Genomic DNA, 12,622 nt, shown 5'->3' with positions numbered 1-12,622 from the left:
CCGAGCTCCGCCAAGACCTCACGATTCAGCAGGCGCGCGCCGATGCACTTGAGGCCCAACTGGTCAAATTGAACGATCTACCGGCAGCACTCGAAGCGGCGTGGCAACACCATCTTGGACATGGTCAGCAAAGCCTCCGAAACCCGCACGCTCTAAGAACCTGTTCACGATCTTTTGAGTAGTAGTGTCAGGAATGCCAGGTGGATGAACTGCAAGCTGGTGTTGAGCTTGCGCTCGCAGTTCTTCCATAGCCTTCGGTTCTTTTCCAGCCACGCAAAGCTGCGTTCGACGCTCCAGCGCTTGGGCATGACCTTGAAGGTGTGCAGTTCGCTGCGTTTGGCGATCTGCACCGTGACTTGCTTGCCCAGGATCTCTCGTACGCCTTCGGCGAATGGTTCTGCGGTATAGCCGCTATCGCACAACAGGCTTTGCACGTGTCCCAGGTTCGGCTTGCAACGATCCAGGGATTGGAGCGCGCCTTTGCGGTCGGTCACTTCCGCCCTCGTCACCGCGACCGCATGCGGCAGGCCTTGGGTATCGACGGCGATGCGACGCTTGATCCCCGAGACCTTCTTGCCCGCGTCATAACCCTTCTGGCCGGCCGTGTCCGTGTTCTTCACGCTCTGTGCGTCCACGATCAAGAACGTGCTGCAAGCGTTGCGCCCCTGTCCCTGGCGGGCCGCGCCACCCTGATTTTTTGAGCGCCCGCTCCAGCAGGCTCACTCCTTCATCGTCTGGTTCGCTCCACTTGGCAAAGTAGCAGTGCACGGTGCGCCACTTCGGGAAGTCGCTGGGCAGCGCTGGCCACTGACAGCCGGTGCGCAGCAGGTACAGCACCGCGCACCACACGTCCTACAGATCCACGGTCCGTGGCTTGGTACGCTTGCGCGCCTGCTCCAGAATGGGGCGGATCTGCTCGAACCGCTCCCGGCTCATGGCACTCGGATACGTCTTTGTGCGCATCCGCAGAGTTTGCACTACCCGGGAAAGATCGTGAACAGGTTCTAAGCGCAGTCGCGGCAAAACGGCGACTACCTGATACCAAACAGGCGACTGTGTCGCGATGACTGGCGCAGAGAGCGCCGAGGCATTACTTAGGATCGTGTCCAGTAGGAAAGAAAAAATCCTTTAAAATCAAAGAGGGGCACGATCCAGGCAAAAAGGACACGAATTGATGCCCACGCCAACAACCACCACAAGCACGACCAATTTCGCATAATGTATCTCGCTTTGACTTAATCGACATTATTATTTCCCCTGTCGCGGTCGAGTATAAACACGGATTTTTGATACCGGCAAATCTTTCTGTTTTTGATGCTTAAAAAGCGGCTGGCATTGATGTTATGTCAACCGCTGTTTGACACCAGGGCGCGGGTCCAGACCGCTAGCAAAGGAGCGGCGCATCCATGCGCCATAGCCGCAGGGGCGAACCCCTGCACCCCATTTCGTGACGCGTCACTATTCGGCGTGGCTCAACGGTCCAGCGGCGGCCGTGCCGGCTCCGACGGCGCCAAAGGCGCCGTCGGAGCCGGCACGGCTTGACCGTCTCATCAGGTGAGCGATCGCCGCAAGGCGTGCCGAGCGTCCCGGCAAGGGGGTAGGGGATGCGCTCGCCGCCGACCCTGACAGCCTGCGGAGCTGACGACGGCGAGCGCGGTGGATCTCCGCAGGGTGAAGCCTTTCCTGACGCGTCACATAAATGATTTCGTGACGCGTCATTAAATGAAGATAGTGCGCCCTGGACTCGATGCCCATGGCCGCCACGGCGAGCGATCATAGAGAGCTTGCCGCGGTAAAGAGCAATCCAGCGCAGGATGCTTGAACGAGCATCCCAAGCAGCAATGCGATCCTCGACGGTAACTACACCCTGCTGACGCTCGGCCCAAACGGCATCGAATACGTCAAGGATTTCGTAACACCGAAGCAGGCAAGCGCGCAGGTATTCGGGATGCGACAGGTGGGATAGATCGTTCACTGGTCACCTCCGTCGACACCAAGTACCTGGTGACCACGTGCCCGCGCAGCACGCTGCATGGCGTCCGAAAACGCCTTGAGGAAGGCGTCATGGAACACCCCGGCATGGGCATAGCTAGCGCCGGTTTGGGGGTCGATGAAGGGGACGCCTGCAGGTGGAGTGACAGCTGCGAGACAGGCAGAGTAAGCAGGCCGGATAAAGCCCTTGAGGGCGAGCTGATGAGCGTAGGCGCATTGGTCGGGAGAGGAATAGCCGACGGGAACCCAACACCAATCGATCTGCTGAACAGAGGGACGCGGCAGCGTGAGGAGCTTAGCCATGGGGGCACCCCTCAGTAAGGGATGCAGACGCTGCAGGCGGACGGGTAGGATCAAGAATGGGTAAACGCCTCCCGGCGCCCCATTGTTGTGCCCTGTCCCAGCCCGAAGGTTCTTCAGTCGCTAGCGTCAGATTAGTGCGCGCCATCTGGCCAGGCGCTCCGCTATGACAGCTAGCGGACGGGGCCGAGCGTACATGAGCCAGCATGGAAGACGCAAGTGCCCCTGGCGCCTCAGGAGGCGCGCCACGCTGGGCGCGGCGCATCTGGCGGTAGGCCTCGGCCTGGCGGACGCACAGTGGACCGGCCAGATTTCCGTAGACACTCAGTCGCCGCTCTGCGCGTAGCGCCTTTCAAACTCTACCGGTGACACGCCGCCAGCGGAACCATGCCGGCGGATCGGGTTGTAGAACATCTCGATATAGTCGAACACGTCCGATGCCGCCATGGCGCGTGTCGGGTAGATCCGACGCTTGATACGTTCCTTCTTCAAGACGCTGAAGAAGCTCTCGGCCACGGCGTTGTCATGGCAGTTCCCGCGTCGGCTCATGCTCGGCACCATCCGGTGCGCCTTCAGGAACGACTGCCAATCGCTGCTGGTGGACTGCCAGCCCTGGTCGGAGTGCACCATCACGCCAGGACCGGGCTTGCGCCGCCACGCCGCTGCCACCAGTGCCTGCAGCACCAGATCGCTGGTCATTGTCGAAGCGGTTGCCCAACCCACGATCTGGCGCCAATACAGCTCCATTACCGCTGCCAAGAACAGCCAGCCCTCGTAGGTGCGGAGATAGGTGATGTCCGTGACCCAGACCTTGTTCGGGGCCTGCGGAATGAAGTCCCGGTTGAGCACATTCGCCACCACGCCGACCGGACCTCCCCGCTAACGCGGCTTGCTGCCGTAGCCAACCTGCGCTCGCAAGCCTTCGGCCTTCATCAAGCGCCGCACCCGGTGACGGCTGCAACGCTCGCCGGCCTCACGCAGATCCAGGGTGAGCTTGCGATAGCCGTACACCGCGCCGCTGGCCAGCCAGTGGTGCTTGATCAGGCCCAGCAAGCGCTGGTCCTCGCGTTCGCGGACGCTGGTGCCGTTGCGCAGCCAGGCCTAGTAACCACTGCGATGCACGCCCAGCACCCGGCACATCGTCGCCAGACGAAACTCCCGGACGTGCGCACGCATGAACGCGTACTTCGCCCTTACCCCTTGGCAAAGTACGCGGCGGCTTTTTTTAGGATGTCGCGCTCCTCGGTTACCCGCCTCAGTTCGGCTTTGAGCCGGCGAATCTCCGCTGAGTCGGTCGACGCCGCTGCAGCGCCGGCTGCCGGCGCCATCTTCCTGGCGGCCTGCACCCACCCGTATAGCGTGTGCTTGGGAATCCCGATTCGGGAGGCCACATCCACCACCGTGAAGCCGCGTTCGATCACCTGCTTCACCGCCTCGGCCCGGAACTCATCCGTGTACTGCTTGCTGTTGCCCATAAACACCTCGGTCATTGCCATCAATTATGGCGTCCGGATGTCTACGAAAGGCTGGCCGGTCCAGTGGCCCTAACAAGGGAGGCGCGTAGCGCTCCCGCAGCCGCTTTGAGCGGCTCACATCTCTAAAGCCCCCGGCTTTGCCGGGGGATATTTACTGTCCTGTCCTTTGGGGAAATACTGGCGGAGCAAGCCATTGGTGTTTTCGTTTGACCCGCGCTGCCACGGGCTATGCGGGTCGCAAAAAAAGACCTGCACGTCTGTCGCCAGGGTGAAGCGCTGGTGCTTGTGCATTTCGGCACCGCGATCCCAGGTCAGGGAACCTTTCAGCTGAGCAGGTAACCGCCGGATATGCTTGGCGACCGCGTCCACCACGGTGGCACTGTCGCGCGAAGGAAGCTTGATCAACATCACAAAGCGCGATTGCCGCTCCACGAGCGTGGCGATTTGCGTGTTCACCGTGCCCATCAGCAGGTCGCCTTCCCAGTGCCCAGGTACCGCGCGGTCGTCCACCTCGGCCGGACGCTGGCTGATCGGCAGGGCATCTATCATCAGGTTGCGGGCGCCCTTGCGGCTCTTCCCGTGGCGTCCCTGCGCGGTCGGATAACGCACCAGTCGACGCGTGCGCAACTGGGCCAAGAGCTGCTTCTTGAGCACCCCGCGACTCTGAACGAACAGGCTTCGATAGATGGTTCCGTGCGACACCGGCATACTGTCGTTGTTTGGATAACGGCGGACAAGCCATCCGCTGATCTGCTGCGGCGCCCAGCGACGGGCCAGCTTGCTGGCGACCAGGCGGCGAAGCACCCCGCAGCGGGCAAGCAGGCAGGCTTTGGGCCGTTTGGCTTGCGACCAGGCGCGCTCGTCGGCGTGTGTCGCGCGGTAGATCTCACAGCCTGCGTTGCGCTCGATCTCCCGACTGATGGTCGAGACCGCCCGGCCCAAGGCCTGAGCGATCTGGCGCAGGGAACGGCCTTGGCACAGGCCGCGCGAGATCTCCTCGCGCTCAGCCAGCTGGAGTGCTCGTGCCGCTCGTTTGCACGGTCGCGGCGCAAACCCACCGCGCTGCCGAAGGACGTACCGAACCAACGCTTCATCCCGCTCAAGCACCTTGGCGATAACACTCGGCGGCTCGCCCGCCTGCCAGCGCGTCCATAGCTGTTCACGGTCCGCTGCCGACAAATGGCGCCAAACCCTGACTGTTCTGCTCATGATGTCCACCTCCGTCCTGATCAGACTACGGTGTTGCATCGATCGGTTGAGACCACCCTTTCGATCCAAGTAATGCCACCCGGAGTCGTTCCCACACCACTCCGCTGGCTGAAAATATCAAGAGTCGAAAATGTTCTAGCGCTGCAGTTCGACCCGGTTGCGGCCCAGGCGCTTGGCCCGGTACAGGGCCTCGTCGGCACGCGTCAGCAACTGCTGCATGCGCTCGCCCGGTCGGTACCAGGCCACGCCGATCGAGGCGGTGACGGTCAGGGTCTGGTTATCGACTCGCAACGGTTGGTCGGCGATCGACGCGCGCAGGTGCTGCAGCCGTTCGTTGGAGGGGACCGGCAATCCCGGCAACACCCCCAGCAGTTCCTCGCCGCCGTAGCGGCCGATCAGGTCCGCGCCGCGCAGATTGGCGTTCAGGCGCCGCGCCACCTGCATCAACACCGCATCGCCGATCAGGTGGCCGTGCGCGTCGTTGATGCACTTGAAGTGGTCCAGGTCGATCATCGCCACCGCCAGCGACTGGCCCTCGGCCTGGCTGCGCTGCATCTGCGCGGCCAGCGCCTCGAGGATGCCGGCGCGGTTGAGCAGGCCGGTGAGGTCGTCGTGCGAGGCCTTCACCGCCAGCGCGGCGCGGGCAATCTCCAGTTCGCGTTTGTCGTGTTCCAGTTCCTGGGTGCGGCGCGCCACCAGGTCGGCCAGTTCGCGCTGGCGCTGGCGCAGGCGCCGCTCGCGCCAACGCAGCGCGGCGACCGCCAGGCCGCTGCCGAGCAGCACGTACAGGGCCAGCATCGGCTGGCTGCGCCACCATACCGGCGCCACCGAGAACGCGACCCGGGCCGGCGCCGAGGCGCTGCGCCGGTAGGCGTCCAGCAGCTGGATCTCGAACAGGTAGCGGCCCGGCGCCAGCGGCGGATGCTCGATCTCGAAGTTGGGCGTGTAGATCCAGCGCGCATGCGTGCCGCCGAAGCGGTAGCGGAACGAGATCCGGTTGCGGTCGTCGTACAGGTTGGGCGAGGCCACCTCGATGTGCAGCGGTTCCTCGCTCCAGGGCAGGCGTGCGCCGGCAGCGATCGGCTGGCCGCCGCGGCTGAATTCGCTCAGCGTCAGGCCTGGGGCGCGTGTCTGGAACAGGCGCTGCGGGGTCAGCACGTGGCTGACCCCCTTGCTGTTGCCGATCCATACCGAACCGTCGTCGTCCTCGAAGAACGCCGCCTCGGAGATGTCGTCCCACAGCAGGCCTTGCGACTGGGTCAGGCGCGACCAGCGGCGCCCGTCGTAGACGTCCACGCCCTGGCTGTGGCCGATCCAGATCCAGCCGTTGCGGGTGCGCCGCAACAGGTAGATCTGCAATTCGCGCAGCTGCGTCTGCGCGGTCGGCCGCAGGCGCAGGGTGTCGCCGTCGAGCCGGCCCTGCCACACGCCGGGGTTGTAGAGCGCGGCCCAGACCTGGCCGTCTTCCTGGATCAGCAGCTTGCTGACCCACGGCTGCGCCGGCTTGCCGTCCAGCAACAGCCGGATCGGGGTCCAGGTGGCGCCGCGCAGACGAAACACGCCCGCCGCGCCGGCCAGCCACAGGCTGCCGTCGCGGCGCTGCTGGATGTCCGAGTACTCGCTGGCCGGCAGTGCCCGCACCCGCTGCGGCGCATCGCCCGACTGCGGCCGCGCCAACAGGTACACGCCGTCCAAGGTCAGGATCCAGATCCGGCCCGCGGCATCCAGATACAGCCGCTTGGCGGTGCTGCTCAGGCGCGGGTAGGCGCGCAGCAGCCGGCCCTGGCGGTCGTGGTGGTGCAGTTCGCCCAGCGAACCGATGCTCCACAGCGACCCGTCGGCGGCGGTCTGCATGCCGACGATCTGCAGCCCGGCGTCGGCCAGCCAGGGCCGGAACGGCTGGCCTGCACCGCGCTGGCGATTGATGCCGCCCTCGTTGCCGATCAGCAGCGCGCTCTCGCCGGTGCGGTGGATGCTCCAGGTCGGCGCGGCGCTCATGCCCTGCGACGCGTCCCAGTTCTCGATCCAGCCGTAGCCGTTCCAGCGCACCAGGCCTTCGCCGTCCACGGCCATCCACAGGTCGCCCGCGTGGTCGAACAGCAGCGCGCCGATGCGGCCGTCGGGCAGGCCGTTGCCGCGGTCGAGGCTGCGCCAGCGGCCGTGCTCCCAGCGCATCAGGCCGGCATGGGTCTGCATCAGCACGCGGCCCTGCGGGTCCAGCAGGATCTGCGCCTGCACGATGACCTTGTCCAGGCCGACGCTGGGCGTGGTCCGGGCGATGAAGCGCTTGGCGCCGGCCGGCAGCTGCATCACGTGGTGGTCGCCGCGCAGCCACAGCGCGCCGTCGCGGTCGCGCACCACGCTGCGCCAGCGGTCCGGCGGCAGGCCCTGCGCCTGGCCGTAGAGCGTCACCGTCGCATCGGCGCCGACCCGGCACAGCTGCTTGCCGCAGCCGAGCCACAGGTTGTCGGCCTCGCCGTGCGCCATGCCGAGCTGGGCCAGTTGCGGCAGCCGCGCCAGGGTCGCCGGGTCGAACAGCGGGCGCAGCCGCCAGCGTCCGTCGGCGCGGGCAACCGCGCGCAGCGCCCGGGTCCCGTTGAGCAGCACCGTGCCCCAGCGCGGCGTGGCCAGGCGCAGGCCGTTCTTGCGCAACGGCCCGGTTTCCTCCGGCAGCAGCCGGCGCAGCTGCGCGCCGGTGCCGACGAAGACATTGTCGAAGGTGGCCACCCACAGCCGCCGCTCGGCGTCCTCGCTGGCGGCGCTGATGAAATTCCCGCGTTGCGCCTGCAGCGGAATCTGCTGGAACTGATGGCCGTTGAAGCGGTACAGCCCGCTCTCGGTGCACACCCACAGGCTGCCGTCGCGGGTCTGCAGCAGGCAGGTGGCGGCCAGGCCGAGCAGGCCCTGGTCGTGCGCATAGCGGCGCAACGGGATCGACTGCGCGTGCGCGACGGCGACCAGCACGGTCCCCAGGCCCAGCCACAGCAGCAGGGCGCAGCGCCGCTGCCATGCGCGCAGACGCACGTGCCTGCCGCGTTCGTCAGCCGGCGGACGGCGGCGGTGCGCGGACGGCGGCGCGGTCACGGGCGGGAACCGGCGGGGAGGCGGTCATGCTGTTGTGGTCGAGTTTCAGCGGACACCGGGATAGGGGATTTCAGGTGGTGGCTTTCTCGTAGTCGGCAGGCGATCGATCGCCGAGGGTGGAGTGCAGCCGGTGGGTATTGTAGAAGCCGATGATGGACTGGTGATGTCGGCGATGGCCGCATCGGGGTCGGCGCAGCGCCTTTCCGTCGCGGTCGGGCGGCGGGCGCCTGCGTCCGCTGCCGGCGTCGAGTACGTTCGCGCCCATTTCGCTGCCCACGGACGGGCGGCCGTCGCCGCGGCTGCGCAGGATCGCCCAGGTCGCCAGTGCCTGCGGCTCCTGCCGATGCTGGATCACGCATAGCCACCAACCAACGCCGCCCGCCGCGGCTGCGCCTTCAGGCGGTCACGTGCCGGGCGGCGTCGAAGGCGGCATCGAACAGGCGCTGCACCGGCGGCCCCATTTCGCCGACCAGCACCGCCAGCAGCGCCAGGCCCAGCACCACCGCCACCGGCAGGCCGATCTGGATCGGATTCAGCGCCGGCGCGGCCTTGGCCAGCGCGCCGAACGCCAGGTTCACCGCCAGCATCGCCACCATGACCGGCAGCGCCAGGGTCACCGCGCCGCGCATCATGCTCATGAAGAAATCCGGCGCCACCGACGCCATCGCCTGCGCGTCCGGCAGCGCGTTGCCGATCGGCAGCGCCTTGTAGCTGTCCACCAGCAACGCCACCACCGCCAGATGACCGTTGGCGGTGAAGAACAGCAGGCCGAAGGCCAGGTAGAACCATTGCCCGATCACCCCGGAGGTGACCCCGCGCAGCGGGTCGGCCATCTGCGCGAAACCCAGGCCGGTGCTCTGCGAGACCAGTTCGCCGGCCAGCGCGCCGGCTTCGAAGATCAGCCGCAGCATGAACCCCATGCTGGCGCCGACCGCCAGTTCGCGCGCTACGCTCAGCACCACCGCGGCGTCGAAACCGTCCCAGTCCGGCACCGGCGGCAGTAGCGGCGCCAGCGCCATCGCCAGCATCGCCGCCAGCATCACCCGCACCCGCGCCGGCACCGCGCGGGTGCCGACCAGCGGCATCACCATCAGCATCGCGCCGATGCGCAGCATGGTCCACAGCACCGCGCCGACCATCGCGAACGCGCGCGAGCCGTCGATCACCATCTGGGTGGCGGCGTCCATCAGCCCCACGCCCCGGTAAAGGCGCCGGCCTGGCGCGTGGTGTCGGCAACGCGCCGCACTCGACACCAAAGCCACCGCATCCCTGCCTGCATCCAGACGACGGTAGAACGCAGGCAGCCGCAATCGCAACTGCTGTTGCTGTGCTTTTGATGTGCCGGGTCCCCTGCGCAGCGGCGGAGCCGGCGGGAACAGCCCCCCGCAGGGGGGCGGCGCGCATGGACGTGCGCCGTTTTCGACCGGGGCAGGATGCCCCGTCCGAAAATCCCGTCGGCGGAGCGCACCCCCACAGCGGGCGCGGAGGCGGGGTGTGCTCGATCAGCCAGTCGGCTGCTGTGGAGCGGCTTCTTCGGGTTGCTTTGATCAGCCTTCGGCTGCTGTAAAGCGTGCTTTGCACAAGCAAAGAAGCGTGACTCGACGACGGGCGAAAGCCGTTGCCTTCCCGAAAAAAAGCAAGCCCCCGCGGGAACGAGGGTCGCAGCCTGCAAGGCACCAAAAGCAGCCATCGCCGCTACCCGATCAAATGCGGGATGCGCTGGAACAGCATGGTGGTGTACTCCACCAGGTGCGCCAGCAGCATGCTGCCGGTGGCGAACAGCATCGCGGTCAAGGCGATGACCTTGGCGACGAAGGCGATGGTCGGCTCGTTGAGCTGGGTGGCGGCCTGGAACACGCCGATCACCACGCCCACCACCAGCATTGACAGCAGCAGCGGGCCGGCCACCCACAGCACGGTGACCAGGCCGCCGCGCAATTCGGTCAGGGCCATTTCGGGACTCATCGGCTCAGACTCCGTTGAAGCTGGCGGCGAGGGTGCCGACGGTCAGCACCCAGCCGTCGACCAGCACGAACAGCAGGATCTTGAACGGCGCCGAGACCAGCATCGGCGACATCATCATCATGCCCATCGACATCAGCACGCTGGCCACCACCAGGTCGATGATCACGAACGGGATGAAGATCAGGAAACCGATCTCGAACGCGGTCTTCAGTTCCGAGGTCACGAACGAGGCCACCAGCACCGGGAACGGGATCGCATCGGGACTGCTGTAGGTGCCGTTGCCGGCCATGCCGGCGAAGGTCATCAGGTCGGTCTCGCGCACCTGCGCCAGCATGAACGCGCGCAACGGCTGGGTGGTCAGGCTCCACGCGGTCTGGAAGTCGAGCTGGCCGTTGAGGTAGGGGCTCATGCCCTGGCCCCAGGCCTTTTCCCACACCGGCATCATCACCAGCGCGGTCAGGAACAGCGCCAGGCCCATCAGCACCTGGTTGGACGGGGTCTGCCCGGTGCCCATTGCCTGGCGCAACAGCCCGAGCACGATGGTGATGCGGGTGAACGCGGTCAGCACCAGCAGCATCGATGGCAGCAGGGTGATGGCGGTCATCAGCAGCAGGGTCTGCAGCGGCAGGCTCACCGGCTGCGCACCGACCTTGCCCACATTCACCTGCGGCAGCGAAGGCAGGGTCGGGGCGGCGTTCTGCGCCGCCGGTGCCGCGGGCGCCGCCGGTGCGGCCTGGGCCCAACCCGGCGCCGGCAGCAGGCTCAGCGCCAGCAGGATCGGCAGCAGGCGCAGGCCGCGCGCATAACGGTTCCAACGAGGCAACATGATCATTTGTCCTTGCGCAGCTTCTGCGCCAGCAACTGGGCGAAATCGGGAAGGTGCTTGAGCTGTTTGAGGTTCGGCAGCGCCGGCGCCGGCGCCAGCGGCAGCGGCTCGGGCAAGCGATGCAAGGTGCGGACCCCGCCCGGCGACACCCCGAGCAGCAGCTGCTCGCCGTTGACCTCGACCACCACCACGCGCTCCTTGGCGCCGACCGCCAGGCTGGCCACCACGCGCAGGCCGTCGGCCGGGCGGAAGCCGCCGCCGGGCAGGCGCTTGAGCACCCAGGCCATGCCCAAAATCAGTCCCAGCACCAGCAGCAGGGCCAGCACCGCACCGAACAGGCCGGGCGGCGACGGCGCCGCGCTGCCGACGCCGGAGGCGGTCTTGGCCGCCTGGGCGGCGGCGGCGAGCAACAGGCTCACCGCAGTCTCCGGATGCGTTCGCTGGGGCTGACCACGTCGGTCAGGCGCACGCCGAAGCGGTCGTTGATCGTCACCACCTCGCCGTGCGCGATCAGGGTGCCGTTGACGTACACGTCCAGCGGCTCGCCGGCGCCGCGTTCCAGTTCCACCACCGAGCCCTGGTTGAGCTGCAGCAGGTTGCGGATCGGAATGCGGTTGCGGCCGACTTCCAGCGACAGCGTCACCGGCACGTCCAGGATCACGTCGAGGTTCAGTTCGTTGCTGTCGCTGCCCAGGTCCGCCTGCAGGCTGTCGAACTGGGCCGGGGCGGCGGCTTCGGGGATTTCGTTGTGGCTCATGACGCGTCTTCCTGAAAGGCGGGGCGGCGGCGCAGCGCGCCCGGAGGTTGGTTCGAAGTGATCTTCACCGCGTTCTGGCCGCGCGAGACGCCGAACTCGCCGGTGAACACCGGGATGTTCTCCACGCACAGCGGCACTTGCTTGGGCAGCTCGATCGGCAGGATGTCGCCGATCTTCAACCGGGTCAGCTCGCGCAGGCTCATCTGCTTGTGCGCCAGCACGCTGGAGATGGTGACCTCGACGGTGTTGAGCTGCTCGCGCAGCATGATGTTCCAGCTCTCGTCGCGGTCCACCCGGTCGCTCTGGATGCCGGCGTCGAGCAGTTCGCGGATCGGCTCCAGCATCGAGTACGGCAGGGTCACATGGATCTCGCCGCCGCCGCCTTCCAGTTCCACGTGGAAACGGCTGACCACCACGTATTCGCGCGGGGTGACGATGTTGGCGAAATGCGGGTTGACCTCGGAGTTGAGGTACTCGAACTCCACTTCCATCACCGGCGCCCAGGCTTCGTGCAGGTCGGCGAAGGTCTGCTTGAGCATCAGCTGGATCACGCGCATCTCGGTCGGGGTGAACTCGCGACCCTCGATGCGGGTGGGGTAGCGGCCGTCGCCGCCGAAGAAGTTGTCGACCACGGTGAACACCAGGGTCGGCTCGAACACGATCAGGCCGGTGCCGCGCAGCGGCTTGAACTTGATCAGGTTGAGGTTGCTCGGTACGTACAGCGAATGCATGTAGTCGTTGAACTTGACCAGGTCGATGCCGCGTACCGACAGGTCGGCCGAACGCCGGATCAGGTTGAACAGGCCGATGCGCCACAGCCGCGCGAAGCGCTCGTTGACCATCTCCAGGGTCGGCATGCGCCCGCGGATGATCCGGTCCTGGCTGGAGAAATCGTACTGGCGCGCTTCGCCCGGCGCCGGCGGCGGCGGCCCGGTGTCCACCGCACCGGCATCGACGCCGTGCAGCAGCGCATCGATCTCGTCTTGGGAAAGCAGGTCGGTCATCGCGGCGGCG

At 66.5% G+C, this 12,622-nt stretch carries 10 protein-coding genes and 2 pseudogenes; all 12 read right to left on the bottom strand.

Features of this window, described 5'->3' with window-relative positions; translation table 11 throughout:
- Positions 1-164: 164 nt before the first annotated feature.
- Positions 165-963 (bottom strand): annotated as a pseudogene (locus G4Q83_RS09455) (IS5 family transposase).
- Positions 964-1,971: 1,008 nt separating this feature from the next.
- Entirely contained in the window at positions 1,972-2,295 is a 324-nt protein-coding gene (locus G4Q83_RS09450; RefSeq protein WP_128421978.1) for a hypothetical protein, read from the bottom strand.
- A gap of 321 nt (positions 2,296-2,616) precedes the next feature.
- Positions 2,617-3,767, bottom strand: a pseudogene (locus G4Q83_RS09445) (IS3 family transposase).
- Between the two features lie 114 nt (positions 3,768-3,881).
- A complete protein-coding gene (locus tag G4Q83_RS09440) occupies positions 3,882-4,976 on the bottom strand; it encodes an IS30 family transposase (RefSeq protein ID WP_185817387.1) in 1,095 nt (364 codons plus the stop codon).
- Between the two features lie 135 nt (positions 4,977-5,111).
- Positions 5,112-8,060, bottom strand: a complete 2,949-nt coding sequence (locus G4Q83_RS09435; protein ID WP_425509765.1) for a ligand-binding sensor domain-containing diguanylate cyclase — start codon at positions 8,058-8,060, stop codon at positions 5,112-5,114.
- Between the two features lie 70 nt (positions 8,061-8,130).
- On the bottom strand, positions 8,131-8,415 hold the full coding sequence (locus G4Q83_RS09430) for a hypothetical protein (RefSeq protein ID WP_128420483.1): 285 nt from the start codon (positions 8,413-8,415) through the stop codon (positions 8,131-8,133).
- Positions 8,416-8,455: 40 nt separating this feature from the next.
- Positions 8,456-9,247 carry a flagellar biosynthetic protein FliR gene (gene fliR / locus G4Q83_RS09425; protein WP_128420484.1) on the bottom strand — a complete coding sequence of 264 codons (792 nt, stop codon included), beginning with the start codon at positions 9,245-9,247 and terminating at the stop codon, positions 8,456-8,458.
- A 508-nt stretch (positions 9,248-9,755) separates the two neighbouring features.
- Positions 9,756-10,025, bottom strand: coding sequence for a flagellar biosynthetic protein FliQ (locus G4Q83_RS09420; RefSeq protein ID WP_128420485.1), 270 nt, complete (start codon positions 10,023-10,025; stop codon positions 9,756-9,758).
- A gap of 4 nt (positions 10,026-10,029) precedes the next feature.
- On the bottom strand, positions 10,030-10,851 hold the full coding sequence (fliP, locus tag G4Q83_RS09415; RefSeq protein ID WP_128420486.1) for a flagellar type III secretion system pore protein FliP: 822 nt from the start codon (positions 10,849-10,851) through the stop codon (positions 10,030-10,032).
- 2 nt (positions 10,852-10,853) lie between these two features.
- Positions 10,854-11,270, bottom strand: a complete 417-nt coding sequence (gene fliO, locus G4Q83_RS09410; protein WP_128420487.1) for a flagellar biosynthetic protein FliO — start codon at positions 11,268-11,270, stop codon at positions 10,854-10,856.
- The gene (gene fliN, locus G4Q83_RS09405) at positions 11,267-11,608 is read right to left on the bottom strand and encodes a flagellar motor switch protein FliN (RefSeq protein WP_128420488.1); all 342 of its coding nucleotides are present in this window, start codon (positions 11,606-11,608) and stop codon (positions 11,267-11,269) included. Before fliN ends, fliO begins: the two co-directional genes overlap by 4 nt.
- Positions 11,605-12,612: a flagellar motor switch protein FliM gene (gene fliM, locus G4Q83_RS09400; RefSeq protein WP_128420489.1), complete on the bottom strand. Its 1,008-nt coding sequence runs from the start codon at positions 12,610-12,612 to the stop codon at positions 11,605-11,607. Before fliM ends, fliN begins: the two co-directional genes overlap by 4 nt.
- Positions 12,613-12,622 lie beyond the last annotated feature (10 nt).

Source organism: Xanthomonas theicola (genome assembly GCF_014236795.1).
GTDB lineage: Bacteria > Pseudomonadota > Gammaproteobacteria > Xanthomonadales > Xanthomonadaceae > Xanthomonas_A > Xanthomonas_A theicola.
Note: the sequence above shows the minus strand (reverse complement) of the source record. Positions and strands in the feature narration are given on the sequence as shown.